25 protein-coding genes are annotated in these 25,912 nt (G+C 74.1%); 3 read left to right on the top strand and 22 right to left on the bottom strand.

All coding sequences use genetic code 11. The features are described from left to right. Positions 1–12 precede the first annotated feature (12 nt). Positions 13–495 carry a hypothetical protein gene (locus BUE43_RS06425; RefSeq protein ID WP_073480478.1) on the bottom strand — a complete coding sequence of 161 codons (483 nt, stop codon included), beginning with the start codon at positions 493–495 and terminating at the stop codon, positions 13–15. 304 nt (positions 496–799) lie between these two features. Between BUE43_RS06425 and BUE43_RS06420 the strand changes: the two genes are divergently transcribed. Both BUE43_RS06420 and BUE43_RS06415 read left to right on the top strand, forming a co-directional pair. Then, positions 800–2,296 carry a helix-turn-helix domain-containing protein gene (locus BUE43_RS06420; protein ID WP_234995575.1) on the top strand — a complete coding sequence of 499 codons (1,497 nt, stop codon included), beginning with the start codon at positions 800–802 and terminating at the stop codon, positions 2,294–2,296. Positions 2,297–2,377: 81 nt separating this feature from the next. After that, positions 2,378–2,848 carry a hypothetical protein gene (locus BUE43_RS06415; protein WP_073480476.1) on the top strand — a complete coding sequence of 157 codons (471 nt, stop codon included), beginning with the start codon at positions 2,378–2,380 and terminating at the stop codon, positions 2,846–2,848. A 142-nt stretch (positions 2,849–2,990) separates the two neighbouring features. On the opposite strand, the gene BUE43_RS06410 is transcribed toward BUE43_RS06415, so the two are convergent. The 13 genes from BUE43_RS06410 to BUE43_RS06350 form a co-directional block, all read right to left on the bottom strand. Further along, positions 2,991–3,908: an alpha/beta fold hydrolase gene (locus tag BUE43_RS06410; RefSeq protein ID WP_083959493.1), complete on the bottom strand. Its 918-nt coding sequence runs from the start codon at positions 3,906–3,908 to the stop codon at positions 2,991–2,993. A 241-nt stretch (positions 3,909–4,149) separates the two neighbouring features. Then, the gene (locus BUE43_RS06405) at positions 4,150–5,151 is read right to left on the bottom strand and encodes a beta/alpha barrel domain-containing protein (RefSeq protein WP_073480475.1); all 1,002 of its coding nucleotides are present in this window, start codon (positions 5,149–5,151) and stop codon (positions 4,150–4,152) included. A 188-nt stretch (positions 5,152–5,339) separates the two neighbouring features. Next, a complete protein-coding gene (locus BUE43_RS06400) occupies positions 5,340–5,948 on the bottom strand; it encodes an NlpC/P60 family protein (RefSeq protein ID WP_073480474.1) in 609 nt (202 codons plus the stop codon). A gap of 509 nt (positions 5,949–6,457) precedes the next feature. Continuing rightward, the gene (locus tag BUE43_RS06395; RefSeq protein WP_073480473.1) at positions 6,458–6,913 is read right to left on the bottom strand and encodes a PH domain-containing protein; all 456 of its coding nucleotides are present in this window, start codon (positions 6,911–6,913) and stop codon (positions 6,458–6,460) included. Next, positions 6,910–7,407: a 6,7-dimethyl-8-ribityllumazine synthase gene (gene ribH / locus BUE43_RS06390; protein WP_073480472.1), complete on the bottom strand. Its 498-nt coding sequence runs from the start codon at positions 7,405–7,407 to the stop codon at positions 6,910–6,912. Before ribH ends, BUE43_RS06395 begins: the two co-directional genes overlap by 4 nt. Further along, positions 7,404–8,669 (bottom strand): bifunctional 3,4-dihydroxy-2-butanone-4-phosphate synthase/GTP cyclohydrolase II, encoded by a 1,266-nt coding sequence (locus BUE43_RS06385; RefSeq protein WP_073480471.1) that lies wholly within the window; start codon positions 8,667–8,669, stop codon positions 7,404–7,406. Before BUE43_RS06385 ends, ribH begins: the two co-directional genes overlap by 4 nt. After that, entirely contained in the window at positions 8,666–9,325 is a 660-nt protein-coding gene (locus tag BUE43_RS06380; protein ID WP_073480470.1) for a riboflavin synthase, read from the bottom strand. The genes BUE43_RS06385 and BUE43_RS06380 overlap by 4 nt, the downstream gene beginning before the upstream one ends. A gap of 90 nt (positions 9,326–9,415) precedes the next feature. Further along, positions 9,416–10,423: a bifunctional diaminohydroxyphosphoribosylaminopyrimidine deaminase/5-amino-6-(5-phosphoribosylamino)uracil reductase RibD gene (gene ribD / locus BUE43_RS06375; protein WP_073480934.1), complete on the bottom strand. Its 1,008-nt coding sequence runs from the start codon at positions 10,421–10,423 to the stop codon at positions 9,416–9,418. Between the two features lie 83 nt (positions 10,424–10,506). After that, positions 10,507–11,187, bottom strand: coding sequence for a ribulose-phosphate 3-epimerase (gene rpe, locus BUE43_RS06370; protein WP_073480469.1), 681 nt, complete (start codon positions 11,185–11,187; stop codon positions 10,507–10,509). 257 nt (positions 11,188–11,444) lie between these two features. Continuing rightward, positions 11,445–12,884, bottom strand: a complete 1,440-nt coding sequence (locus BUE43_RS06365; RefSeq protein ID WP_073480468.1) for an RsmB/NOP family class I SAM-dependent RNA methyltransferase — start codon at positions 12,882–12,884, stop codon at positions 11,445–11,447. Beyond that, positions 12,881–13,807, bottom strand: coding sequence for a methionyl-tRNA formyltransferase (fmt, locus tag BUE43_RS06360; RefSeq protein WP_073480467.1), 927 nt, complete (start codon positions 13,805–13,807; stop codon positions 12,881–12,883). The genes BUE43_RS06365 and fmt overlap by 4 nt, the downstream gene beginning before the upstream one ends. After that, complete coding sequence (gene def, locus BUE43_RS06355) at positions 13,804–14,352, bottom strand: peptide deformylase (protein WP_073480466.1); 549 nt, start codon at positions 14,350–14,352, stop codon at positions 13,804–13,806. Before def ends, fmt begins: the two co-directional genes overlap by 4 nt. 171 nt (positions 14,353–14,523) lie before the next feature. Beyond that, entirely contained in the window at positions 14,524–15,474 is a 951-nt protein-coding gene (locus BUE43_RS06350; protein ID WP_073480465.1) for an AraC family transcriptional regulator, read from the bottom strand. Positions 15,475–15,556: 82 nt separating this feature from the next. Here BUE43_RS06350 and BUE43_RS06345 point away from each other — a divergent pair, with 82 nt between their 5' ends. Continuing rightward, positions 15,557–16,402, top strand: coding sequence for an NAD(P)H-binding protein (locus tag BUE43_RS06345; RefSeq protein ID WP_073480464.1), 846 nt, complete (start codon positions 15,557–15,559; stop codon positions 16,400–16,402). A 176-nt stretch (positions 16,403–16,578) separates the two neighbouring features. On the opposite strand, the gene ggt is transcribed toward BUE43_RS06345, so the two are convergent. The 8 genes from ggt to mihF all read right to left on the bottom strand — a co-directional run bounded on the left by ggt (position 16,579) and on the right by mihF (position 25,807). Then, entirely contained in the window at positions 16,579–18,375 is a 1,797-nt protein-coding gene (gene ggt / locus BUE43_RS06340; protein ID WP_073480463.1) for a gamma-glutamyltransferase, read from the bottom strand. Between the two features lie 640 nt (positions 18,376–19,015). Beyond that, positions 19,016–21,049: a primosomal protein N' gene (locus tag BUE43_RS06335; RefSeq protein ID WP_159447699.1), complete on the bottom strand. Its 2,034-nt coding sequence runs from the start codon at positions 21,047–21,049 to the stop codon at positions 19,016–19,018. Positions 21,050–21,241: 192 nt separating this feature from the next. Next, positions 21,242–22,000, bottom strand: coding sequence for a class I SAM-dependent methyltransferase (locus BUE43_RS06330; RefSeq protein WP_073480461.1), 759 nt, complete (start codon positions 21,998–22,000; stop codon positions 21,242–21,244). A 3-nt stretch (positions 22,001–22,003) separates the two neighbouring features. Beyond that, a complete protein-coding gene (metK, locus tag BUE43_RS06325) occupies positions 22,004–23,206 on the bottom strand; it encodes a methionine adenosyltransferase (RefSeq protein WP_073480460.1) in 1,203 nt (400 codons plus the stop codon). Between the two features lie 66 nt (positions 23,207–23,272). Further along, positions 23,273–24,508 (bottom strand): bifunctional phosphopantothenoylcysteine decarboxylase/phosphopantothenate--cysteine ligase CoaBC, encoded by a 1,236-nt coding sequence (gene coaBC / locus BUE43_RS06320; RefSeq protein ID WP_073480459.1) that lies wholly within the window; start codon positions 24,506–24,508, stop codon positions 23,273–23,275. Then, positions 24,505–24,795, bottom strand: coding sequence for a DNA-directed RNA polymerase subunit omega (rpoZ, locus tag BUE43_RS06315; RefSeq protein ID WP_200797396.1), 291 nt, complete (start codon positions 24,793–24,795; stop codon positions 24,505–24,507). Before rpoZ ends, coaBC begins: the two co-directional genes overlap by 4 nt. An 83-nt stretch (positions 24,796–24,878) precedes the next feature. Then, entirely contained in the window at positions 24,879–25,493 is a 615-nt protein-coding gene (gene gmk / locus BUE43_RS06310) for a guanylate kinase (RefSeq protein WP_073480457.1), read from the bottom strand. After that, positions 25,490–25,807 (bottom strand): integration host factor, actinobacterial type, encoded by a 318-nt coding sequence (gene mihF, locus BUE43_RS06305; protein WP_073480456.1) that lies wholly within the window; start codon positions 25,805–25,807, stop codon positions 25,490–25,492. Before mihF ends, gmk begins: the two co-directional genes overlap by 4 nt. Positions 25,808–25,912 lie beyond the last annotated feature (105 nt).

The raw sequence follows: 25,912 nt of genomic DNA, 5'->3' as shown, positions 1-25,912 counted from the left end.
CGCCGGGCCGGCTCAGTACTCGGGCACGACGGTCCTGGCCACCGCGAGCACGGCGGTGAACGGCGGGAACCAGCGCCGGCTGGCCGTCGGCGGGTTGGCCCAGGTGACCGGGCCGTGCGGCGTCGGGCTCGGCGGCAGCGGGACCTGGTGCGGCGCGCGCACGAACCGCACCTCGGCCGGCGTGGTGAGCTGGGTGGGCAGCAACGCCACCAGCTCGGCCAGGAAGACCCAGCGCGGCTGGGGCCCGGGCACCGCGAGCACCGGGCCGGCCAGCATCCGCGCCCGCAGTCCGGCGAGCACGTCGACGCCGCGGTGCTCCGGCATGGTCAACGCCGTGTGGGCCGAGCTGAGCGGCAGCAGGATCCCGTTGTCCGTCACGACCACCGGCCAGCCCATCAGCCGCGCGTAGCTCGCGGCGATCTCGGGCATCGACCGTTCCGCGGCGCGGTCCTCGGGGGCGACCGCGGCGGCCACGGCGCTGTGCGTGCTTCCCATCACGGAACACCTTCGGCTTCGGGAACAGGTGGTGGGCGGCCGGTGACCAGGAGGTCGTCCCGGTCACCGTCCGCAGCAGCAGGGTGCGCGGGTGTCGCAGCGCGTTCCACACGTCGGGTGGTTGTCCGGGATACGCCGGATGGATCACACCGTCGGATGGGGGCGAGTGGGTTTCATGCACCGCGTGCATGGACACCCGTTGACCAGCCCATACACTGCGTGCACGGTCAGTTACGGGGGCAACGCCATGCAACCGATCGGATTACCCAGCTCCAGCGCCCGGCGCGTGTGTCCGTGCGGAGCGTTGATCGCGGCGGACAACCCGGACCGGCTGTGCCACGGGTGTCGGCGCAACGCTCGCCCGGAGGTGGGCGGTCCGCCCCAGCTCCCCGCCGCCTTCTGGGACCACGCGGCGCTCGCCGAGGCGTTCGCCGACCAGGACATGGGCGCGTTGCTGGCCGCGTACCGCCACCACCCGCACCACGTCCACCGGATCACCCAGGACCGGCTGGCCGCCTGGCTGGGCATCAGCCAGGCCCAGCTGTCGAGGTACGAGAACGGGCAGAACCCGATCGAGCGCATGGACCGGCTGCGGCACTTCGCCGAGGTGCTCGGCGTGCCGGCGGAGAAGCTGTGGTTCGACCGGACGGGCCCCGCGCGGCAGGACGACGGCGACGCCGCGGCCCCGCCGGACGTGCTCGGCGCGCCGTGGGACGCGCCGAACGTGGCCCGGTCGGTCGAGGAGACGACGAGGAGCGACTTGGCGATCAGCAGACGTGCGGCGCTCACCGGAGCGGCCGCCGTGGCCGTGGGACCGGCCCTGGTGGAACCCATGCAGCGGTGGCTCAGCCCGCTGCAGCCGCTGGCGCGGTGGGCGTCGGGCTCGGCCATCAGCGAGGACGAGCTGGCCGCGTTGCAACGGGTCGCGGCCGGCTTACGCGGCTGGAGCCTGCGGGGCAGCGCGGGACTGGCCCGCAAGGCCGTGCTGGGCCAGCTCAACGAGCTGGCCGACCGGCTGCGCCGGGCGCCGGCCGGGTCGACGACCGAGCGGGCCTTCTTCGTCGGCGCGGAGCTGGCGAAGGTGGTGGCGACCATGTCCTGGGACGCCGGCATGCACCAGGCCGCGCAGCGGTACTACGTGCTGGCCGTGCGGATGGCCAAGGCGGGGCGCAACGACCCGTTCGCCGCCTGCTGCCTGGCGGCGATGGCCCGGCAGATGTTCGACCTCGGCCGGCCGGAGGACGGCCTGGAGCTGGTCCAGCTCGGCCAGTACGGCACCCGCCGCAGCGCGTCGCCGACGCTGCGGGCGCTGCTGCTCACCCGGGAGGCGTGGGCGTACGCGCAGATGGGCCGGGTGCCGGAGTTCCACCGGGCGGTCGGGATGGCGCAGGAGTGCTTCACCGCGCGCGACCCGGCGGCCGAGCCGGCGTGGCTGGACAACTTCGACGAGGCGGAGCTGGCCGGTGTGCTCGGCGCCAGGATGCGCGACCTGGCCCGGCACGACCCGCGCCAGGCGGGGTTGGCGACCCAGCACATCCGGCGCGCCCTGGCCCTGCGGCACCCGTCGAAGGTCCGCAACCGGGCCTTCGACGTCATCGGACTGGGGCGCGCCCTGGTGGTCGTCGGCGAGCCCGAGGAGGCGTGCCGGCTGGTCAGGGGGGTGCTGCCCACGGCGGCCAAGCTGCACTCGGGGCGGGTGCTGCGGAAACTTCAGGACTTCGCGCGGGAGACCGGCCGGTACCGACAGGAGACCCCGGTGCGGGAGACGCGGGACGCGATCCGCACGGTGTTGTCCGCCTGAGCACGGCCGCCGGAGGCCGACGGGAGTCGCCGCCTCCGCGGGCCGTCCGGTGACCGACCGCGACGACGGAGGTGGAACGCGGTGCGCGTCGGCATCACCGGGCACTCCAACCTGACCACGCCCAGCCTGCCGCTCGTCGGCCGGGGCATCCGGGCGGCCCTGCCGCCGGAGCCCGGGTTGACCGGGGTGAGCTGCCTGGCGCCCGGGGCGGACCAGGTGTTCGCCAGGATCGTGCTCGACCTCGGCGGCCGGCTGGAGGTGGTCCTGCCGGCCGCCGACTACCGGGAGCGGCTGCGACCACCGCAACGACCCGAGTTCGACGCGCTGCTCGACGCGGCGAGCAGCGTCCGGGTGCTGCCCTTCCCCCGGTCGGAGCGACGCGCCTACGCGGCGGCCAGCCAGGAGGTCATCGCCTCGGTGGACCGGATGGTCGCGGTGTGGGACGGCCGGCCGGCCGACGGCGCCGGCGGCACGGCGGACGTCGTGGCCAGCGCGCGCCGGCACGGGGTGCCGGTGCAGGTGGTCTGGCCCAGCGGCGCGGAACGCGGCTGACGCGGGCGCGTCGGCCCAGGGTCCGCCAGCCGAGGCCCGCCAGCCGGGGTTCGCCAGCCCAAGCCCCTGGGGCCAGGTCCGTCAGCCCAGGTCAGCCGGCCCAGCCCCCTCGGCTCAGCCCCCTCGGCCCAACCCCCTCGACTCAGCCCCGGGCGTGGGCCAGGACGGCCTCGACCACGGCGTCCGGCTCCTCCTCCGGGATCCAGTGGCTGACGCCCCGCAGCTCCACGTACCGGTACGGGCCGGTCACGTGCTCCGCGCACCGCTGGGCGCCGACGGGGCCGAGCGCCTGGTCGGCCGTGCTCCACACGTAGGTCGTCGGCACCCGCACGGGGTCGACCGGCTGGGTGTCGATGTCCGCGGCGCGGTACCAGTTGAGCGCGGCGGTGAGCGCGCCCGGCTCGGTCATCGCCCGGACGTGGGGCTCGGCCAGCTCCTTCGGCAACGCGCGGAAGACACCGCGCAGCCGGCTCGCGTCGTCGGCGAGCAGCGTCTGCTCGGCGCGCCCGCCCTCGGCCCGGAACAGGTCGATGTACGCGGAGCGGCGGGCCTGGTCGGGGTCGTTCTGCCGGGCCCAGGCGAAGGCGGCGGGGTGGGGGACCGACAGCGCGGTGAGGCTGCGGACGCGGTCCGGGTGCTGGGCCGCGAGCTTCCAGGCCACCAACGCGCCCCAGTCGTGCCCGACCACGTGCGCGTCCGCCGCGCCGAGGGCGTCGAGGAGCGCGACGGCGTCGTCGACGAGGTGGACCGTCGCGTAGGCGGCGACGTCGGCCGGCCGGGCGCCCGGCGAGTAGCCCCGCTGGTCGGGGGCGATGGTCCGCAGCCCGGCCGCGGCCAGCGCCGGGGTGACCAGGTCCCAGCACCGCGCGGTCTGCGGGAAGCCGTGGAGCAACAGGACGGGTTGACCGGTCTCCAGTCCGTCGACGAGCACGTCGAAGGTGAGCTGGCGGTGTTCCCGAACAGCCGCGTCCTTCTCGGCGCCCCGCGCGTGGTCCTCCTCGCGCCCGGAGCCGCCGACCTGGGCGGGGTGCGTCACCGGACGGTCGAGCCGAATCTGCATGTCCGCAACGTAGTCGAAAACGATCAGCCCGCCACCGGTGCCGTCGATCACGTCCGCGCCGGTCCGCCAAGGACCCGATCCCCGGAAAGTCCCAACCCGCCGACCCGCAGCCGCCCACCCGCCAACCCCGCCGACGACCGCCGACCCGTCGACGCCTCGGAGATCAGGCGCGTCAGCGGGTCCGGGCGGACGGAGACCACCGGCGGTCAGCGGGTCTCCGACGAAGCGGAGCCGACCCGGCTCACCGCGCCGGCGGCGTGAACCGCTCGACCTGCCGCACCAGGCGGCGCAACCGCAGGCCGGCCAGCGGGGCCAGCGCGTAGCCCGCCATCGGGTGCGCGAACCAGGCGGCGCTGCCCAGGCTCACCGCGTCCGCGCCGGCCCAGAAGTACTCGCGGCAGTCGTCGAAGGTGCGGATGCCGCCGGTGGCGATGATCGGCAGCGTGACGCCCGCGTCCCGCAGCTCGGCGACGACCCGCAGCGCGATGGGCTTGATCGCCGGGCCGGAGAGCCCGCCGAAGCGGTTCTTCAGCAACGGCTCACCGGTCCGCGGGTCCAACCGCAGCGCCTTCACGGTGTTGATGGCGGTGAGCGCCGACACGCCGTGCTTCGCCGCCAGCTCGGCGTGCCCGAGGTAGTCGTAGTCCGGCGACAGCTTGAGGATGACCGGGTGGTTGCTGCGCGGCACGGCCTCGGCCAGCACCGACTCGATGATCTGGTTGAAGTCGAAGTTCACGTTGTGGCAGGAGACGTTGAACTCGACCGCCGCGATGTCCCCGGCCGGCACCGCCGCGTTGACCTTGTCCACCAGCGTCACGAACTCCTCGGCGGAGAACCCGCCGAGCGAGATGATCGTGCGCTGGTCCCGGGTGCGCGGGTAGTAGTCGCGCAGGTAGGCGTCGATGCCGACGTTGCACCAGCCGAAGGCGTTGATCCACCCGCCCCGCGTGTGCCGCAGCACGCGGGTGTACCGCTGGAGCAGGCTGGGCAGCTCGCTGAGCTTCCAGTCGTCGCGCAGCGTGAAGTGGCCGTCGCGCGGGCGCACGGTCAGCGTGCGCGTGGTGATCGCGCCGAAGCTGCTCAGCGGCACGAAGTTCGAGATCGGGCTCATGCCCCAGCGGAACACCGGGACGTTGGCGACGCCGTAGCCGAGCAGGCTCGACGAGGTGACCAGACGGTTGCGCAGCACGATGTCCCCGAGCCGCACGCCCTCGCCACTGCCCACACCCGTGATCGCCGCCACCGTCGCTCCCCTGCCCGTCGCCTGCCTGACCAGCCCATTCTTCCCCATGGCCGGTGGTGGCCGGACACCGGCGCTGGCCGGTGGCGCTGGCCGGTGGCACGCCCACTCGCGGGGAGGCGGCCCGGCCAGCGCCAAAAGCCGTGCGCACCCGGGCGCGAGGCCCGGGTGCGCACGGGGGACGGCTCAGGTCAGTCGACGATGTTCTTCAGGCGGCGGGCCTTGTACTGGCTGTCGCCGGACATGCCGTAGGACAGGATGCGGTGGTCGGTGCCGTGACCGCCGCGCTGCTCGTAGGCCCAGTACTTGGTGTGCGCGTCGTTCGCCCACTTCTCGAAGATGACCACGTGCCGGGTGCTGCTGCTGCCGATCTTGTCGATCAGCAGGTCACCCTTCTTCAGGTCCTTCTTGTTGATGGCGACGGTGTGGCCGTCGAACAGGCCGACCGTGTTCGGGCCGGGCTTGGCCAGCTTGGCGGCCATCGAGACGTAGCCGGAGCAGTCCTGGCGGTAGCCGTCCCGCCAGACCTTGCTCTGGCTGTAGGGCACCTGCTTGCCGTTGTTGGCGGTCAGCCACACCTTGGCGCGGGCGATCACGTCCTTGCGGGAGACCTTCGGCGCGGCGGCGATCTCGGCCTCGGTGACGGTGGACGTCGCCTCGGCCTCGGCCTCGGCCACCGCGACGGGCTCGACGACCGGCTCCGCGGCCGACGCGAGCGGGGCGGAGAGCACTCCCCCCAGGCCGACGAGCGCGGCCACCAGCACGACGGCCCGACGCGTGCGACCGGCAGTGTTCCTCATGGCTTTTCCCCCTGTTCTCGCCGTTCGGCGGTACGCGTCCCAGGCTGGCAGCGGGGCGCCGCGAGAATCAATAAGAATTCTTTTATTCGGAAGCCTCTCCCAGTACTCCCGCTCGACTCCCACCCGACTCCCGCCACCGACGCCGGGAGCGAGGGGAATGCGCCCCGTTCATGATCTTTGTCGTCACCGTGCGGCGCTCACCCCGAGCACCCGCCCGAACGAGCTCACACGTGGTCTGGTCCATTGCCGGCGCACTCCGGCAACGACACGCGAACAGGCGCGCCAATAGCGATCGAACTCACCCCCGAGTCGCACCCGCGGCCACCGTCGACCCTTTCTCGAATTCATGACCAGTGGTCACGCAACCCAACTGTGAGAGAAACTTGCACGAAGATGTTCTATTCATGATCTTCATGCGAGCGGGGCGCCGACCGGAGAAATGGTGGGGAAAACACCGACGGGGGCGACACCAGGTCGCCCCCGTCGGGGATAACGCGTCGGAGCGGCGGTCAGGTCCGGCTGGCGCGGTAGAGCCTGCGCAGCGCGCGCATGGCGTGGACCGCGCGCTCGCCGTCGGTCGACTGGATCGCCATGATCGACACGTACTCGTCGTCCGGCAGCTCCAGCCGCGCGAACGACGCGCCGTCGGGGAAGCTCAGCGCCTCCACCTCCGACCACGGGTAGCGGGTCGTGCCGTAGATGTTGCGCACCTCGATGCTCTCCGCGTCGGCGCGCACCCGGGGCCGGGTGAACAGCAACGCGGCGGCGGCGAGCAGCACCCCGACGCCGACCATCGCGACCTGGTCGGCGGTCCGGAAGAACACCCCGGTCGGGGTGTTCTTCAGCAGCACGGCGACCACGGTGAACACCGCGACCAGCACGATCGCGACCGCCCACGCGACCACGGCCGCCTTGTGCGGCCGAACGACGAGGGGCTGGGGCTGCGTCTCGGTCATGGTGCTCATTCAAACCCCTGCTCGGTCCACGGCTGCCGCAGCCCCCGCAACACCAGTGCGGTGTCGAGCGCGGCCACGCACGCCTCGAAACCCTTGTCCTCGACCGAGTCCGGCAGACCGGCCCGGTCCAACGCCTGCTGTTCGGTGTCGCAGGTGAGCACGCCGTTGCCGACCGGGGTCGACTCGTCGAGCGCCACCCGGGTCAGACCGGCGGTCACCGCGTCGCAGACGTACTCGAAGTGCGGGGTGCCGCCCCGGATCACGACGCCGAGCGCCACGACCGCGTCGTGGTGCTTGGCCAGCGCCTGGCACACGACCGGCAGCTCGACCGCGCCGGTCACCCGCGCCACGGTCGGCTCCCGGACGCCGGCCTTCGCGGCGGCGGCCAGCGCCCGCTGGAGCAGGCTCTCGGTGATCGTGGTGTGCCACCGGGTGGCCACGACGGCCAGCCGCAGGCCGGCGCAGTCGGGAACGTCGATCTCGGGGCGTCCTGCGCCGCTCATGCGGTCGCTCCTCCTCCGGTGTCCTGCGGGCGGTGGTCGTGCGCGGGGTCCAGGTGGTGCAGCTCGTGCCCCATCCGGTCCCGCTTCGTGCGCAGATAACGCAGGTTCTCCGGGTTCGGGCGGACCGGCAGCTCGACCCGGCCGACGACCCGCAGGCCGTAGCCCTCCAGCCCGACCCGCTTGGCCGGGTTGTTGGTCAGCAGCCGCATCGAGCGCACGCCGAGGTCGGCGAGGATCTGCGCCCCGGTGCCGTAGTCCCGCGCGTCGGCGGGCAGGCCGAGGGCGAGGTTGGCCTCCACGGTGTCGTGGCCGGAGTCCTGGAGCTGGTAGGCCTGCAGCTTGTGCATCAGGCCGATGCCCCGGCCCTCGTGCCCCCGGATGTAGAGGACGACGCCCCGCCCCTCCTCGGCCACCCGGCCGAGCGCGGCGTCGAGCTGCGGGCCGCAGTCGCAGCGCAGCGAACCGAACACGTCGCCGGTCAGGCACTCGGAGTGCACGCGGACCAGGATGTCCTCGCCGTCACCGATCTCGCCGTAGACCATGGCGATGTGCTCGATGCCGTCGAGCAGGCTGTCGTAGCCGACGGCGCGGAAGACGCCGTGCCTGGTCGGGATGCGGGCCTCGGCGACCCGCTCGACCTGCTTCTCGTGCCGGCGCCGGTACGCGATCAGGTCGGCGATGGTGATCAGCTTGAGGTCGTGCTCGGCGGCGAACACGGCGAGCTCGTCCCGCCGGGCCATGTCGCCCTCGTCCTTCTGGCTGACGATCTCGCACAGCGCGCCCGCCGGCCGCAGCCCGGCCATCCTGGCCAGGTCCACGGCCGCCTCGGTGTGGCCGCAGCGGCGCAGCACGCCGCCCTCCTTGGCCCGCAGCGGCACGACGTGCCCGGGGCGGACGAAGTCGCCGGCGCCGACCGACGGGTCGGCGAGCAGGCGGATCGTGCGGGCGCGGTCGGCGGCGGAGATGCCGGTGCTCACGCCCTCCTTCGCGTCCACCGTGACGGTGTACGCGGTGCCCCGCCGGTCCTGGTTGGTGTGGTACATCGGCGGCAGGTCGAGGCGGGTGGTGTCGTCCTCGGTCAGCGCCACGCAGACGTAGCCCGAGGTGTAGCGCACCATGAAGGCGACCAGCTCGGGCGTGGCCTTCTCGGCGGCGAAGATGAGGTCGCCCTCGTTCTCCCGCGACTCGTCGTCGACGACGATCACCGGCCGGCCGGCCGCGATGTCGGCCAACGCCGCGTCGATGCTGTCGAAGTGGGTCACCGGGCCTCCTCGCTGCTGTCCGACCCCGGGCCATTGTCCCCCGGCCGGTCGGCGCGGGTTCCGGGGAGGTGCGGCACGGCCAGCCGTTCGACGTACTTCGCCAGCACGTCGACCTCCAGGTTCACCAGGTCGCCCGGCTGGCGCTGACCCAGCGTGGTCAGCTCCAGCGTGGTCGGGATGAGGCTGACCGCGAACTCGTCGTCGCCGGCCTCGACCACGGTCAGCGACACGCCGTCCACGGCGATGGAGCCCTTCTCCACCACGTACCTGGCCAGGTCGTGCGGCATCCCGATCCGCACGACCTCCCAGTGCGCCGACGGCTCCCTGGACAGGACCACGCCGGTGCCGTCGACGTGCCCCTGCACGATGTGGCCGCCGAGGCGCTGCCCCACCGCCGCGGCCCGCTCGAGGTTGACCTGGTCGCCGGCCGCCACCTTGTCCAGGCTGGAGCGCCGCAGCGTCTCCCGCATGACGTCCGCGGTGAACGCGCCGCCGGAGACCTCCACGACGGTCAGGCAGACGCCGTTGACCGCGATCGAGTCGCCGTGCCTGGCGTCGGAGGTGACCAGCGGGCCGGCCACCGTCAGCCGCGCCGCGTCCGGCAACTGCTCGACGGCGACGACCTCGCCCCGCTCCTCGACGATCCCGGTGAACACCCGCTGCCTCCTCAACCCGCTGTCAACTCGTCGTCCGCGCCGGGCTCCCCGGGCCCGGGGCGGTATGCGTCCCGCGCGACGCCCACGTCGCTACCGGCTCCCCGGCGGCGCTGCCGGAACCGCGCTGATCCGCACGTCGCCCCCGCTCGTCGTGACGTCCTCGACGACCAGCCGCAGCGCGTCCGCGATCGTCGTGATCCCGGCGTCGGCGAGCGCGGCCGGGCCCGCGCCCAGCAGCGTCGGCGCCAGGTAGGCCAGCACCCGGTGCACCCGGCCCGCGGCCAGGAACGCGCCGGCCAGGCGCGGGCCGCCCTCCAGCAGCACGTCCACCACGCCGCGCCCGGCCAGGGCCGCGAGCACCTCGTCCACGTCCCTGGTGCGCAGGTGCAGCGTCTCGGCGCTGTCGTCGAGGACGCGCGCGCCGGCCGGCAGGTCGCCCTCGCCGACCACGACCCGCAACGGCTGGCGGTCGGCGAGCACGCCCTCAGGGGTGCGCGCGGTGAGCTGGGGGTCGTCGGCGAGCACGGTGCCGAGGCCGGCCACGATCGCGTCGACCTGCCGCCGCACCCGGTGCACCTCCGCGCGCGACTCGGCGGAGCTGATCCACTTGCTGGTGCCGTCGGCCGCGGCCGACCTGCCGTCGAGGGTGGCCGCGTACTTCCAGGTCACGTGGGGTTGCCCGGTGCGCGCGTAGTGCAGCCAGGCCCGCAGCGGGCCCCGCTCCACCTCGCGCGCCAGCAGGCCGCTCTCCACGCGGACGCCCGCGGCGCGCAGCACGTCCGCGCCACCGGCGGCTCGCGGGTTGGGGTCGACGACCGCGTGGACCACGGCGGCCACCCCGGCGCTGATCAACGCCTCCGTGCACGGCGGGGTGCGCCCGTGGTGCGCGCACGGCTCCAACGTCACGAACGCCGTGCCGCCCCGCGCCCGCTCTCCGGCCGCCCGCAACGCCATGACCTCGGCGTGGGGGCCACCGGGGGGCTGGGTGGCGCCGACCCCCACGACCTCACCCGCGGCGTCGAGCACCACGCAGCCGACCGGCGGGTTCGGGCTGGTCGTGCCGCGCACGTCCTCGCTCGCCGCGACGGCCAGCGCCATCGCGGCGCGCGAGGAGCGGTCCCATCCGCCGGAGGGGTCGACGTCCACGGTGTCGTCTCCCGTCGTCTCCCCGTCGCCCCGGCTCAGCCCCGCGCGCGGTGCGCGGCGTTGGCCGCCTGCTCCCGCAGCGCCCGCACGGCGCGGCCCGGGTCCTCGGCCCCGTAGACGGCGGAGCCGGCAACGAAGCAGTCCACGCCCGCCTCGGCCGCGGCCTCGATCGTGTCCGCGTTGATGCCGCCGTCGATCTCCACGACCAGCGTGAGGTGGCCGGTGTCGACCAGGCGCCGCGCCTGCCGCGCCTTGTCCAGCACGTCCGGGATGAACGACTGGCCGCCGAAGCCGGGCTCGACCGACATGACCAACAGCGTGTCGTAGTGCCGCAGCACCTCGACGTAGGGGTCCAGCGGGGTCCCCGGCTTGATCGACAGGCCGGCCTTCGCGCCGGCCGCCCTGATGTCCCTGGCGATCCGCACCGGGTCGGCGGCGGCCTCGACGTGCACCGTGACGTTGTGCGCGCCGGCCTCGGCGTAGCCCACGGCCCAGCGGTCGGGGTCCTCAATCATGAGGTGGCAGTCGAGCGGGATGTCGGTGGCCGCGCGCAGCGACTGGACCACCGGGAGGCCCAGCGTCAGGTTCGGGACGAAGTGCGCGTCCATCACGTCGACGTGCAGCCAGTCCGCGCCCTCCCCCGGCGGACCGGCGACGGCGGCGGCCTCCTCGCCCAGGCGGGCGAAGTCGGCGGACAGGATGCTGGGTGCGATCATCGGACGATCGGAGCGGGCGCCTGACACGCGCGCAGTGTATGTCCTGCCCGCGACCGCTCCCGGCGCAGGCGACCTGATCCGTCCTGGTCACCGGGCCGGGCCCGGTGAGGGACGTGACCGGTGTTACTCACGAGTAGCGGCAGGGCCCGGCTCCGCCCCGGCGCGCCCCGGTCAGCGAGCCCACCGGACACACCTCCCACGAGCGACACCCGCCTGTGTTGAACGGTGCTCAACACAGGTGGGTGGCTCGGAGTGAATCAGACGCGGCGGAACAGGGCGCAGAACATGGCGTCCGTGCCGTGCCGGTGCGGCCAGAGCTGCACGTGCGGCCCGTCACCGAGCTGGGGGACGTCGGGGAAGTACGGCCGCGCGTCGATCTGCTCGATCTCGGGACCGGACTTCTTCGCCCGCCGCAGCACGTCCGCGACGATGCCGAGGGTCTCCGGCAGGTGCGGCGAGCACACGACGTAGGCCACCACGCCGCCAGGACGCGCCAGCCGCAGCCCCGCCGCCAGCAGCTCGCGCTGCAGCTTGGCGAGCTCGGCGACGTCGCCGGGCTGCCGGCGCCACCGCGACTCCGGCCGTCGGCGCAGCGAGCCCAGCCCGGTGCACGGGGCGTCGACCAGCACCCGGTCGAACGCGCCCTCGGGCAGCCCGCTGTCGCGTCCGTCGGCGACGTGCACCGTCACCGGGAGGTCCCGGGTGGCCTTGCTCACCAGGTCCGCGCGGTGCGGCGCCTGCTCGACGGCGTCCAGCGAGCCGCCGTTGAGCTCGACCAGCGAGCCGAGCAACGCGGCCTTGCCGCCGGGGCCGGCGCACAGGTCCAGCCACCGCTGGTCCGAGCCGGTCAGCTCCACCCGGGTGAGGGCGAGCGCGGCGAGCTGGCTGCCCTCGTCCTGCACCCCGGCCAGTCCCTCGCGCACCGGCTCCAGGTCGCCGGGGTCACCCGCGCCGGCCTCCAGGTGCACGGCGTAGGGCGAGTAGGGCGCGACCTCGCCGCCGGTCATGGCGGCCAGCTCCTCCGCGCTCACCGCGCCCGGCCGGGCGGCCAGGTGCACGGCGGGGCGGGCGTCGTCGGCGGCCAGGGCGTCGGCCAGCTCCGCGCGGGCCGGGCCGAGCGCGTCGGCGAACGCCTGCACGATCCACCTCGGGTGGGCGTGCGCCAGCGCCAGGTGCCCCACCCGGTCGGTGGCCTCGTCCGGCGCCAGCTCGCGCACCCAGGTCGGCTCGTCGTGCTCGGCGACCCGGCGCAGCACGGCGTTGGCGAACCCGGCGGCGCCCGAGCCGAGGTCGGCCCGCACCAGGTCCACCGTGGACGCCACGGCGGCGTGCGACGGGATCCGGGTGCGCAGCAACTGGTAGGCCCCGAGCCGCAACGCGTCCAGCAGGAGCCCGTCGATCTGGTTGAGCGGCCGGTCGCTGCACGCCTTCAGCACGGCGTCGAGCAGGCCCTGCGCCCGACAGGTGCCGTAGGCCAGCTCGGTGGCCAGCGCGGCGTCCCGGCCGGTGATGCGCCGGTCCCGCAACAGGCCCGGCAACACGAGGTTGGCGTAGGCGTCGCGCTGCCGCACGGCCCGCACGGTGTCCAGCGCCGCCTGGCGGGCCGGGTCCTCGGTCGGCGGACGGCGCGGCCCGGGGCGCCGCTGGGGCGGACGGGACCGGTGTGGCCGGGCCGGTCGCCTGCGCTGCTCGCTCATCCCAGCCGTTCTCCCGCCTCGATCCTGCTGCCGCGCGCCCAGTCGGGGGCGGCCATCCGCTTCTTGCCCTGCGCCTGGACCTCGCCCAGCTCCACCGCCGAGGTCGCCGTGCCGACGAGCACGCGCCGCTTCTCCACGCGCAGCTCGCCGGGCACCAGTCCGTCCACATCGGACGGTTGGACCGGCCCCAGCTTGACCCGCTCGCCGCGGAAGACGCTCCACGCCCCCGGTTCCGGGGTCACCGAGCGGACCAGCCGGTCGACGGCGAGCGCGGGCAGCGCGAAGTCGACCCTGGCGTCGTCCACGGTCACCTTCGGGGCGAAGCTGACGCCCTCGTCCGGCTGCTCGACGGCCCGCACCGAGCCGTCCGCAATACCGTCCAGTGTGGACAGTAGCAACCGGGCGCCGGACCCGGCCAACCGGTCCAGCAGCTCGCCCGCGGTGTCCCTGGGCCGCACCGGCTCGGTCACCACGCCGAACACCGGACCGGCGTCCAGCTCGCGGACGAGGCGGAACGTGGACGCGCCGGTGATCTCGTCACCGTGCCGGACCGACGCCTGCACCGGAGCCGCCCCCCGCCAGGCCGGGAGCAGCGAGAAGTGCAGGTTCACCCAGCCGTGCCGGGGAATCGCCAGCGCCGCCTTCGGCAGCAACGCGCCGTAGGCGACGACCGGGCAGCAGTCGGGCTCCAGCTCGCGCAGCCGGGCCAGGAAGTCCGGGTCGCCCGCCCGCTCCGGCGTGAGCACCTCGACGCCGTGCTCGTCGGCGAGCGCGCCGACCGGCGAGCGGACGAGGCGGCGGCCGCGCCCCGCCGGGGCGTCCGGCCGGGTCACCACCGCGACCACCTCGTGCCGGGACGAGTCGAGCAGCGCCCGCAGCGCGGGCAACGCGACCGCGGGCGTTCCCGCGAAGACCAGCCTCATCGTGCCTTCCCGAACAGCGGGTGCGGACTCTGCTTGACCACCGGCGCCGACTCGCCGAACCAGCCCGCCCGCCGGATCTCGCGCATCGCGGCCTTGCGGGTCTCCGGGTCCAGCCGGTCGACGAACAACACGCCGTCGAGGTGGTCGGTCTCGTGCTGGATGCACCGGGCGAGCAACTGGCTGCCCTCGACCTCGACCGGCTCACCGTGCATGTTCCAGCCCCTGGCCACGACGTGCAGGTGCCGGGTGCAGTCCCAGCGCAGACCGGGGATGGACAGACAGCCCTCGGGGCCGTCCTGCACCTCGTCCCCGACGACGTCGAAGGTGGGGTTGATCAGGTGCCCGCCGAAGCCGTCGCAGTGGTAGGTGAACACCCGCAGGCCCACCCCGATCTGCGGTGCGGCCAACCCCGCGCCGCCCTCGGACTCCATGGTGTCCCACAGGTCCCTGACCAGGCCGCGGAGTTCCTTGTCGAAGTCGACGACCTCGGTGGCGCGGGTGCGCAGCACCGGGTCGCCGAAGAGCCGGATGGGCTGGACGGCCACAGGTCTCCCCTCGACTGGTGTCTGGTGACGTGCCGGCGACCCGGTCTCGGCCGGCACGGGCGCCGAAGCGAGTCTACGGGCGGTCCCGCGCACACCCGGCCGGAGAGTGCGTCGGTCGGCCGGCGGCGCACCCCCGCTCGCGGCACCTCCGGCCGGCCCCAGGGCCTCCCGTCACCGGGCACTGTCGGGGCGGGCGGCCACCCGGTGTTCCGTGGGGGTCATGCCGCGGCGGCGCTTGAACGCGACGCTGAGGGCGAAAGCGGTCGAGTAGCCGACTTTCCGGGCGATCGAGTCCACGGTGGCGTCGGTTTCCCGGAGCAGGTCGGCCGCCAGGGCGAGCCGCCAGTCGGTCAGGTAAGCCATGGGCGGTTCGCCGATCTCGGCGGCGAACCGGCGGGCCAGCGCGGCCCGGGAGATCCCCACCTTGGCGGCCAGGCCGGCCACGGTCCAGGCGTGGGCGGGGTTCTCGTGCAGCAGCCGGAGGGCGGTGTCGACCGCCTGGTCGCTGATCGGGCGGTACCACGCCGGGGCCCGGGTGCCGGGGCGGTCGAACCACGCCCGCAGGGTCGAGACGAGCATCAGGTCCAGCAGGCGGTCGAGCACCGCCTGCTGGCCCGGTCGGTCCCGCACGACCTCATCGGCCACCGCGTCCAGCCAGGGGCAGCGGTGGTCGGCCGCCGACAGGACCAGAACGTCGGGGAGCGCGTTGAGCAGGCGATCGCTGATACCCGCTCCCCCGGAGTAGGCGCCGCTGAGCAACAACGCCGGACCGGTCTCGGCGACGCCGCAGGTCCGGACGGGCAGCGACACCTCGGCCGACGCGACCGCGCTCCTGGTGCGGGCGCAGTAGTCGTCACGCGTGATCACCTGGTCCGGCGGCGTCAACGGGTCGTCGGCGACGGTGTACGGGGCGGGACCACGAAGGACCGCGACGTCGCCCGGCTCGACCGGCACCGGCCCCGCGTGGGCCGGAACGAGCCACGCCCGCCCGGCCAGCGCTGTGATCAGGGTCAGCTGGGCGCCGCTCGCGAAGCGCACGGACCACGACGGGCTCGTGACGGTCCGGGTGACGAGGGCGCCCCGGGCTCGCACCCCGGCCAGCAGGTCCGTCAGCGTGTCCACCCGTCCGAAGGTAGACGGGCGAACATCGGCCCGAGCGTCCTGACCATGGTTCCGCCGGGGAAGGACGAATGGGATTGTGCGCATGACTCAACATCCGATCCTGGTGACCGGCGGCACGGGCAAGGTCGGGCGGCGGGCCGTCGCGCTGCTCCGGGACAGCGGCGTTCCCGTCCGCGTCGGCTCGCGCTCGGCCACGCCCGCCTTCGACTGGTCCGACCCGACCACGTGGGACACCGCCCTGGCGGGGGTGCGGCGTGTCCTCCTCGTCCCGCACGACGGCGAGATGCTGACCCGGCCGTTCGTCCGACGCGCGGAGGAGCTCGGCGTCGAGCGCGTGGTGCTGCTCTCCGGGCGCGGCGTCGACGTGCCCGGCTACATGCGAGAGAACGGCGCAGCCGGCCTGACCCACATCGACGGCGAGGACGCGGTGCGCTCCTGCGGCCTGGAGTGGACGATCGTGCGTCCCGGGTGGTTCGCGCAGAACTTCAGCGAGGGGTTCTTCCGCGACGCGGTGCTGGCCGGGGAGCTGCGGCTGCCCGCCGGCGACGGCGCGGCCAGCTTCGTCGACGCCGAGGACATCGCCGCCGTGGCGGTCGCGGCGCTCACCGAGGACGGCCACGCGGGGCAGACCTACGAGTTGTCCGGGCCGACGGCGGTGACGATCGCCGAGGTCGCGGCGCTCATCGCGAAGGCCACCGGACGCGCGGTCCGCTACGTGCCGCTGTCCGTGGAGGAGTTCGTCGCCGAGCTGGTCGCCCAGGGGTGGCCGAAGGCCGACGCCGACGACTACGCCGACGTGATCGGCCCGATTCGCCGCGGCATGGACAGCCACCTGTCCGACGGTGTGGTGCGCGCGCTCGGCCGCCCGCCGCGTGACTTCGCCCAGTTCGTCGCGGAGGCGGCCGCGGCAGGGGCCTGGCAGGACTGACAACGCTGGTACCCCGGGCCGGGGAGGCTCGCTGACCAACCCTGTGGCGGGTCGGTCAGCGGTCTTCCCGGCAGCGAGGCTCACTGACCTTGCCCTGGTGCTGCCGGCGTGGGACACCGGCAGCACCGGGCAGGATCACGAGGCCCAGGGCCGCTCCTGCTCGGCGTGGTGCGGCGTCACTCTCCTGGGCGGATCGGCCGCAGGACGGCGGCGGCGCCGCCACCGCCCCGGACGCTTTCGGCCGCGGCCACCCACCGACCGTCCGGCAACCGCTCCACGCCGGTGGCCAGGCCGATGCTCGCGCGGGGTTTGAACTGGTGCCCCCACGCCGCCAGCGCGGCCCGCTCGCCCTGGCCGCCGAACGCCGCCTCGACGTCGGTGGTCGCGGCGTTGCGTTGGCTGGCCCTCGGCTCGGCGATGGCGTCCACCAGGGACAGGCCCCGGTCCAGCCGCCCGGTGAGGACCTGGAGCACCGTGGTGATGATCGTGGCGCCCCCGGGGCTGCCCACCGCCAGCACGGGCCGGCCCTGCGCCAGCACGATCGTCGGGCTCATCGAGCTGCGCGGGCGCTTGCCCGACTCGGGCAGGTTGGGGTCGGGCACACCCGGCGCCAGCGGCGTGAAGTCGAAGTCGGTCAGCTCGTTGTTGAGCAGGAAGCCGCGCCCCGGCACGACGATGCCGCTGCCGCCGGTCTGCTCGATGGTCAACGTGTAGGAGGCGATGTTGCCCCAGCGGTCGGCGACCGTCAGGTGCGTGGTGCTCTGCCCCTCGTCCGGCTTGGACAGCGGCTCGCCGTCGGTGGCGCAGGGCCGCGGGTCGTGGGGGTCACCCGGGGCGACCGGCGCCGGCAATGCCCGGTGCGGCTGGACCAGGCAGGACCGGCTGTCGGCGAACCGCTGGCTGAGCAGTTCCCGCGTGGGCACGTCGACGAACTCCGGGTCGCCCACCCACCGGTTGCGGTCGGCGAAGGCGAGCTTGCTCGCCTCCAGGAAGCGGTGCAGGTACTCGTCCTTCGACAGCCCGGTCAGATCCGTCCGCTCCAGGATGTTCAACGCCTCACCGACCGTGGTCCCACCGGAGGACGACGGGGCCATGCCGTAGACGTCCAGCCCGCGGTAGCTCACCCTGCTCGGCGCCCGCGTCAGCACGGAGTAGGAGTGCAGGTCGGCCTCGGTCATCCGCCCCGGGCGCACGGTGCGGCCGGACGCGGGGTCGACCGGCGGGTGCTGCACGGTGCGCACCACGTCGCGGCCGATCTCCCCGTGGTAGAGCACGTCCGGTCCGCGCTCGGCGAGCAACCGGTAGGTGCGGGCGAGGTCGGGGTTGCGCAGCACGGTGCCCACCTCCGGCGGCTTGCCGCCGGGCAGGAACAGGTCGCGGGTGGCCGGGAACGCGGCGAACCGCGCGGCGTTCTCCCGCACCAGCGACTGGAAGTACTCGTCGACGACGAACCCGCGCTCGGCGATCCGCACCGCGGGGCGGAGCACGTCCGGCAGCCGGCGGGTGCCGAACCGCTCCAGCGCGGTCCGCCAGGTCATCGGGGTTCCCGGAACACCGACGGACAACCCGCTGGTGACCGCCTCCTCGAAGGGGATCGGCCGCCCGTTCTCCAGGAACAGGTCCTGGTCCACCGCCGCCGGCGCGGTCTCCCGTCCGTCCAATGTGGACACTCTGCCGGTGCGCGCGTCGTAGTAGACGAGGAACCCGCCGCCGCCGAAGCCGCTGGAGAAGGGTTCGGTGACGCCCAGCGCGGCGGCGACGGCCACCGCGGCGTCGGCCGCGTTGCCCCCCTGCCGGAGGACCTCGATGCCGGCGGCGGTCGCGTCCGCGTCCACACTGGACACCGCGCCACCGTAGCCGACCGCCTCGGCCCGCTTGGCCAGCGTCTCGGGGGTGGCGCCCAACGCCGGCACCACGGCCGGAACGGTGGCGACGAGCAACGCCGCGAGCAGGGGAGCCCACTTCCGCAGCATCGGAACCTCCGGTGAACGATCGAACACGTTCCGCCACTCTGCCGGCACACGTCCGTCGCAGACAACCCGGAAGTCCACAAGGTGTGACTGCGGAAAACCGCAGTCACCTCGAACCACCCCGGATGCCCTGGGCGCCAAAGGCCTCCGGAACGCCCACCCACCTCGGAGAGATCTCGGAAGGAGTTGCCGCGCCTGCCCGACTGGGACCACACGAGCAGTGCTCGGCGGAACGTGCTCTCGGAGCGACCATCTCCCACCAAGTGAGACACCGAAGAACGAGCCCCAGAACGGAGGCTCCTCGGCCGATCACCTGCCCTGCGCCCAGAAACCGCGCAGATCCCCCGCCGCCGCTGGACAGCCCCCACCCGTCCCGGGGGGCGAGCCCCGCTCCAGCCTATCCGCCGAGCGAAGCGCCGCGAAAGCCCGCGCCCCCGGCCTGTGGACAACTCGACCAGCCCTCACCCGCCTGTCGGGTCTTCTCACTCCATGGCACAGCGGCCACCACGAGGCTGTGGACAACTGTTTGCCTCAGCACGACTTCGGTGCTATGCCGCAAAACCATCCCTGCGCACAAAGCGACGAGCACAACCCCAGACCACGCGAGGCAGTCAGTTCCCCGCAGTACTCGGAGCATGAGCACTCAGAGCATGTCGAGCGGGTCGAGACGCACCCGGACCGCCTCGGCCTCCTTGCGCGCGGTGCGCACCGCCTGCGCCTCGGCCAGCGCAGCGGCCAACGCACGCCCGTCCGGCCGCGGCACCCGCACCAACACGCGCTCGCGCTCCGCGACCCCCTCCTCGTCGACCTCACCGAGCGGCACCGGCCCGAGGATCTCGGCGGACTCGGGCAGCCGCGCCCCATCCACCAGGTCGGCGACCGCGGCCGGGGAACCGTCGACCGTGGCCATCCGCACCGCCGGCGGGAAGCCGAGCTCGGTCCGCCCCGCCAGCTCGGCGGCGGCGTGCCACGCCGGGTCCCAGCGCACGAGGGCCTGCACCGGCGTGAGCCCGGACTCCGCGACCACCACGACCCGACCGCCCCGCCCCGCCGGCCGGACCAGCGCGGCGGCGGTGAGCCAGCGGCGCAGCGCCTCCTCCGCCGCCCGCAGGTCGGGACGGGCCAGCAACACCCGACCGTCGAGCAGCAGCGCGGCGCCGTAGCCGTCCTCGGCGACCGGTTCCGCGCCCGGCGTGGCGACGACCAGCGCGGGCTGGGCCGGCACGGTGGCCAACACCTCTCCCGCGCCGGACGTGCGCACCGCGACGCCCGGGAACGCCCGGCCCAGCTCCTCCGCCGTGCGCCGCGCCCCGATCGCCGTGGCCCGCAACCGCCGCGAACCGCAGGACGGACAGCGGAACGCCGCCTCGGTCGCGCCGCACCACCGGCAAGCCGCGGGGCGCGCCGCCTCCCCCCGCCCACCGGCCGGGCCGGGCAGCGCCAGCGGCCCCGCGCAGCGACGACAGCGCGCCGGCTCCCGGCAGGAGGCGCAGGCCAGCCCGGGCACGTAGCCCCGCCGCGGCACCTGGACCAGCACCGGAGCGCCGGCGGACAACGCCCCCCGCGCCGCCTCGAAGGCCACCGACGGCAACCGCGCCGCGCGCGCGGCGGGATCCCTCGCGAGCTGGGTGTCGTCCTCCCCGATGGCGGTCACCCGGGGCGCGGCCGCCCGCACCGCGTCCCTCGGGGCGACGATCTCGTGCGCCCAGTGGGAGTCGACCAGCAGTTGCGCCTCCGCCGTCCTGGCGAAGCCCGCCACGAGCAGCGCCGCTCCGCTCAGGTGCGCGCGCTGCGCGAGCACGTCGCGCGCGTGCGCGTAGGGCGAACGCTGCTCCGCGTGCAGGTCGTCGCCGTCGTCCCAGACCACCAGCAGCCCGGGGTCGGCGACCGGGGCGAACGCCGTCGCCCGGGTTCCGACCACGACCCGCGCGGACCCCCGCAGCACCGCCAACCAGCGCCGGTACCGCTCGGCGGGGCCGAGATCCGCGGACAGCGCGACCACGTCGTCCGCGCCCACCAGCTCGACGCACGCGGCGTGCACCCTGGCGAGGTCGCGGTGGTCGGGCACGACGACCACCGCGCCCCGACCGGCCGCGGCGGCCGTGGCCGCGGCCTCGGCGAGCCGGCGGGGCCAGTCCTCCCCCGGCAGCGCCTGCCACACCGCGTGCGCCGGGCGGCCGGCGTGCACGGCGTCCAGGAAGATCCGCCCACGGGGGTAGCGGTCCCAGCCAAGCGCCGCCGGCCGCTCCGGGACCGGCGCGGGGTCCCTCGGCGGCTCGGCCTCGGCCCGCGCGTGCCGGGGCGGGATCGCCAGCCGCAGGACGTCGACGAGCATGCCCGCGTAGCGGTCGGCGACCGCCCTGGCCAACGCGGCCGTCGCGGGCGGTAGCACTGGTTCCGACGAGACCACGCGGTCCAGGTACGCCAGCCGGCCGGGGTGCGCGGACTCCTCGACGCGCTCCAGCACGTACCCGTCCACGACCTTGCCGGCGAACCGCACCCGCACCCGGCAGCCGGGCGTCACGTCGTCGTCGAGCCGGTCGGGCACCAGGTAGTCGAAGGGCCGGTCCAGGTGGGCCAGCGGCACGTCGACGACCACCCGCGCGACCGGCGACCGGGCTGCGGGCTGCGACTCCCCCCGCCGGGCACGCCCCCCTGACTTCCCCGCTCGTGTCATCACCGCTGGTCTACCAGACCCCACCGACCTCGACGCCCGCCTGCGACCACTGCGCCGTCAGTGTGACGAAACCCCGCCGCCACCATCACCCTCAGAGACCTCCGAACCAGCCCGAGACGCCGAACCAGAAGACATTTCCCCGGGCCACCCCACCGCAGGTCAGCTTCCAGTTCACCCAAGCGCTGAGTGCGGTCAGCGTTCGCGGCGGTAGACGCGGTAGCTGACGGTGCGTACCTGGGGAATCGGCTGGTCCGCATCCAGCCCGCTCCCAGCGAGCACCGCCGCGCCGATGTCCGGCAAAGCCCCGAGATCCTGGCCGGGAAGCCAGCGATGGGTGGTGTGCACGGCGTCGGCCACCGCCTGCCGTGGCGTCACCGCAACCGCTCCGCTCACCTCGACGAGCTCGGGCGAGCCCAGCCCGAGGCGCAGGAACGCGCTGTCGAGCTCCTCGGGACCGTCCAGGTCGGCCCGAACCGGCTCCAGACGCAACCCACGCGCCTCGGCCGCGTCGTGGACCGCGCCGACGAGCTCCCGGAGCGGGCCGTCGTAGAGCCGCCAACCCAACGACAGTGCCAGCACGCCGGCCGGCCGCAGCACCCGGACGCACTCGGCCGCGGCGGCGCGCCAGTCGGCGAGGTGGAGCAACACCCGCGCGAGGTGGACGCCGGAGCAGGAGCCGGACCGGACCGGCAGACGGCTGGCGTCACCACGGAGGAAGGGAGCGTTGGGAGCACCGGCCTGCCGGGCGTCGGTCAGGTCGAGCAGCAGCAGCGGCACCCCGCGCCGGGCCAGCTCGGCCGCGAGGCGGCCGCTGCCCGCCCCGACGTCCAGAACCGGACCGAGGACCGAGTTGGGAACCGGACCGCCGCCGCGGAACAGCCCGGCCAACGTGCCGTAGAGCTGTTCCGCGGCGGCGGAGGAGAGGTCTGGCGCCGGCTCGCCCAGCGTCACCGGTCAGAGCCCGGCGGCGGCCTTGAGGGCGTCGACGCGGTCGGTCCGCTCCCACGGCAGGTCCAGGTCCGGCCGGCCGAAGTGGCCGTACGCGGCCGTCTGCGCGTAGATCGGCCGGAGCAGGTCCAGGTCCCGGATGATCGCCGCCGGACGCAGGTCGAACACCTCCGAGACGGCCGCCTGGATCTTCGCCGGGTCCACGGTCTCGGTCCCGAACGTCTCCACGAACAACCCCACCGGCGCGGCCTTGCCGATCGCGTACGCGACCTGCACCTCCAGCCGCGACGCCAGGCCGGCGGCCACGGCGTTCTTCGCCACCCACCGCATGGCGTAGGCGGCCGAGCGGTCCACCTTCGACGGGTCCTTGCCGGAGAACGCGCCACCGCCGTGCCGGGCCATGCCGCCGTAGGTGTCCACAATGATCTTGCGGCCGGTCAGGCCGGCGTCACCCATCGGACCACCGATCACGAACCGGCCCGTCGGGTTCACCAGCAGGCGCACGTCCTCGGTGTCCAACCCCAGCTCGGCGACCTCCGGGGCCACCACGTGCTCCCGGATGTCCACCCCGAGCATCTTCTCCAGGTCGATGTCCGCCGCGTGCTGCGTCGACACCACCACCGTGTCCAGCCGCACCGGCTGGTCCCCGGCGTACTCGATCGTCACCTGCGTCTTGCCGTCCGGGCGCAGGTACGGCAGCACGCCGTCCTTCCGCACCCGGGTCAACCGACGCGACAACCGGTGCGACAACGCGATCGGCAACGGCATCAGCTCGGGGGTGTCGGTGCACGCGTAGCCGAACATCAGGCCCTGGTCGCCGGCACCCTGCTTGGCGATCTCGTCCTCGGACTCGCCCACCCGGCTCTCGTAGGCGGTGTCCACGCCCTGGGCGATGTCCGGCGACTGCGCGCCGATCGCCACATTCACACCACAGGAGTTCCCGTCGAAACCCTTGGCCGAGGAGTCGTAACCAATACCGAGGATGACTTCACGCACGATCGAGGGAATGTCGGCGTACGCCTCAGTGGTCACCTCGCCGACCACGTGCACCTGGCCCGTGGTCACCAGCGTCTCCACCGCCACCCGCGAGCGGGGGTCCTTGCGCAGGAGCTCGTCCAGCACCGAGTCACTGATCGCGTCACAGATCTTGTCCGGGTGACCCTCGGTCACGGACTCACTGGTGAACAGCCTACGGCTCTGCTTGGTCACGGTTCTCCCCACACCTGCGGGCTTCGGAAACTACGGCCAGACTACTGGTGGGATACCACCACTGGCTCATTCGGACAGTATGTGGACGATTTCGTCCCAGACGTGCGAAGCGAAGTGCGCCTTGGAGCCGTGCGGGATCGTCCGCTCGGATCCACCCGCGGCGAGCAGCCATCCGGCGTTGTCCTCGACCTCGAAGGCCCGGCCGTCCCCCACGGCGTTGAGAACCAGCAGGTCACACCCCTTGCGGGCGAGTTTGGCCCTGCCGTGGGCGAGCACGTCGCCACCCGCGTCGCCGGTCTCGGCGGCGAAGCCGACGACGAGCTGGCCCGGCCGCCGGTCCCGCACCAGTTCGACGAGCACGTCGGGGTTGCGGGTCAGCGCGACCGGCTCCGGGTCGCCGTCCGTTTTCTTGATCTTGTGTTCGACCGTCTCGCGCGGCCGGAAGTCGGCCACCGCGGCGGCCATCACCACGATGTCGGCGTCCTTGGCCGCGGCGTGCACGGCGTCCCGCAGCTCCAGCGCCGTGCCCACGCGCACGACCTCCACGCCGGCGGGCTCGGCCAGGCCGGTCGTGTTCGCGCCGACCAGCGTCACCTCGGCGCCCCGCTGGGCGGCGACGCTGGCCAGGGCGTAGCCCTGCCGGCCGGAGGAGCGGTTGCCCAGGAAGCGGACCGGGTCCAGCGGCTCCCTGGTCCCGCCCGCGGACACCACGACCCGGCGGCCGGCGAGGTCGCGCGGCAGCGCGTCGGGCCGGGCCAGCAGCAGCCGGGCGAGCTCGACGATCTCGGCGGGCTCCGGCAGCCGGCCCCTGCCGGTGTCGGCGCCGGTCAGCCGGCCGCTGGCCGGCTCGGCCACCACGACACCCCGGCTCCGCAGCAGCGCCACGTTGTCCCTCGTGGCCGGGTGCTCCCACATCTCGGTGTGCATGGCCGGCACGAGCAGCACCGGGCACCGGGCGGTGAGCAGGGTGTTCGTCAGCAGGTCGTCGGCGAGGCCGTGCGCGGCCTTCGCGAGCAGGTCCGCGGTGGTGGGCACGACGAGCACGAGGTCGGCGGTCTGGCCCAGGCGCACGTGCGGCACCTCGGGAACGTCCGCGAACACGCCGGTGCGCACCGGCTGACCGGACAGCGCCTCGAAGGTGGCGGCGCCGACGAACCGCAGGGCGGCCTCGGTGGGCGCGACACGCACCTCGTGGCCGGACTCGGTGAGCCGGCGGAGCACCTCGCACGCCTTGTACGCGGCGATGCCGCCGCCCACGCCCAGTACGACGCGTGGACGGCGGCCGTCGACCTGGTGTGTCACTCGCCCTCGGTGTGCTCGAGCAGGCCGGTGTGGATCTCGCGCAGCGCGATCGACAGCGGCTTCTCCCTCGGCCCCGGCTCCACCAGCGGGCCGACGTACTCCAGCAGGCCCTCACCGAGCTGCGCGTAGTAGTCGTTGATCTGGCGTGCCCGCTTGGCGGCGTAGATGACCAGCGCGTACTTCGAGCTGACCTTCTCCAGAAGGTCGTCGATCGGCGGGTTGGTGATGCCCTCCGGCGCGGTCAGCGCCGGCGCGGCCAGGGCGCTCAGCTCGGTGGGGGTGGTCACTCGCATGCTCCTGCGGTCAGGGGTTGGGTTGGTGCGGCCGGGCTCACCAGCAGCGTGCCGCCGAGGCTACCCGGCTGTCGGCGTCACGAACGCGAGTGGGGACTGAGCCCCGGGCCAACTACCAAGGTTAGCAACTCGGCGGCGGCGTTCCGCACGTCGGTGTTGACCACGGTGGCGTCGAACTCCCCGACGGCGTCCAACTCCTCCCTGGCCGCGGCCAGTCGGCGGCGCACCACCTCGGGGTCCTCGGTGCCCCGGCCGGTCAGCCGGTCCACCAGCACGTCCCACGACGGCGGCAGCAGCATCACGAGCTGGGCGTCGGGCATGGTCGCGCGCACCTGGCGGGCGCCCTGCACCTCGATCTCCAACAGGGCCGGGCGGCCCTCGGCCAGCGCGCGCTCCACCGGACCGCGCGGGGTGCCGTAGCGGTTGCCCGCGTACTCCGCGTGCTCCAGCAGCTCGCCGGCGCCGGCCATGCGGTGGAACTCCGCGTGGTCGGTGAAGTGGTAGTGCACGCCGTCGACCTCGCCGGGTCGGGGCGTCCGCGTGGTCACCGAGACGCTGAAGAAGATCTCGGGGCGCAGCCGGCGCAGCTCGGCGAGCACGCTCGACTTGCCGACGCCGGAGGGTCCGGAAACCACGGTGAGCCGAGGTCGACCGACGGTCGACCCCGGCTCACCGCTGGGCGTGGTGCTCACTCGCCGCCGAACTCGGCGAGCAGGGCCTTGCGCTGGCGGTCGCCCAGACCGCGCAGGCGGCGGCTCGGGGCGATCTCCAGACGCTCCATGATCTGCGCGGCGCGGACCTTGCCGACGCCGGGCAGAGCCTCCAGCAGCGCGGAGACCTTCATCTTGCCCAGAACCTCGTCGCTGTCCGCGGCAGCCAGCACCTCCTTCAGGTTGGTGCCGCCGCGCTTGAGGCGCTCCTTGAGCTCGGCGCGGGCGCGACGGGCTGCAGCCGCCTTCTCCAACGCTGCGGCCCGCTGCTCCTCGGTCAGCTGGGGAAGGGCCACGATCTCCTCCGTGGTGTGGGTTCTTCTAGATCGGTGCCGCGACCGTACCGACCGCTTCTGACCGGGCACAACGTGGGGCGGGTGTGTCAACGCGACGCTTGCGGT

Source organism: Streptoalloteichus hindustanus, assembly GCF_900129375.1.
In the GTDB taxonomy this organism is placed as follows: domain Bacteria; phylum Actinomycetota; class Actinomycetes; order Mycobacteriales; family Pseudonocardiaceae; genus Streptoalloteichus; species Streptoalloteichus hindustanus.
This window is presented reverse-complemented; position numbering and strand designations above follow the sequence as displayed.

What these genes read in the sequence shown, in the direction of transcription:
- BUE43_RS06425 (WP_073480478.1), bottom strand. Translation starts at nt 495, where the DNA reads ATGGGAAGCACGCACAGCGCCGTGGCCGCCGCGGTCGCCCCCGAGGAC.
- BUE43_RS06410 (WP_083959493.1), bottom strand. Translation starts at nt 3,908, where the DNA reads ATGCAGATTCGGCTCGACCGTCCGGTGACGCACCCCGCCCAGGTCGGC.
- BUE43_RS06400 (WP_073480474.1), bottom strand. Translation starts at nt 5,948, where the DNA reads ATGAGGAACACTGCCGGTCGCACGCGTCGGGCCGTCGTGCTGGTGGCC.
- BUE43_RS06395 (WP_073480473.1), bottom strand. Translation starts at nt 6,913, where the DNA reads ATGAGCACCATGACCGAGACGCAGCCCCAGCCCCTCGTCGTTCGGCCG.
- ribH (WP_073480472.1), bottom strand. Translation starts at nt 7,407, where the DNA reads ATGAGCGGCGCAGGACGCCCCGAGATCGACGTTCCCGACTGCGCCGGC.
- ribD (WP_073480934.1), bottom strand. Translation starts at nt 10,423, where the DNA reads ATGGCGCTGGCCGTCGCGGCGAGCGAGGACGTGCGCGGCACGACCAGC.
- rpe (WP_073480469.1), bottom strand. Translation starts at nt 11,187, where the DNA reads ATGATCGCACCCAGCATCCTGTCCGCCGACTTCGCCCGCCTGGGCGAG.
- BUE43_RS06365 (WP_073480468.1), bottom strand. Translation starts at nt 12,884, where the DNA reads ATGAGCGAGCAGCGCAGGCGACCGGCCCGGCCACACCGGTCCCGTCCG.
- fmt (WP_073480467.1), bottom strand. Translation starts at nt 13,807, where the DNA reads ATGAGGCTGGTCTTCGCGGGAACGCCCGCGGTCGCGTTGCCCGCGCTG.
- BUE43_RS06345 (WP_073480464.1), top strand. Translation starts at nt 15,557, where the DNA reads ATGACTCAACATCCGATCCTGGTGACCGGCGGCACGGGCAAGGTCGGG.
- ggt (WP_073480463.1), bottom strand. Translation starts at nt 18,375, where the DNA reads ATGCTGCGGAAGTGGGCTCCCCTGCTCGCGGCGTTGCTCGTCGCCACC.
- BUE43_RS06335 (WP_159447699.1), bottom strand. Translation starts at nt 21,049, where the DNA reads ATGACACGAGCGGGGAAGTCAGGGGGGCGTGCCCGGCGGGGGGAGTCG.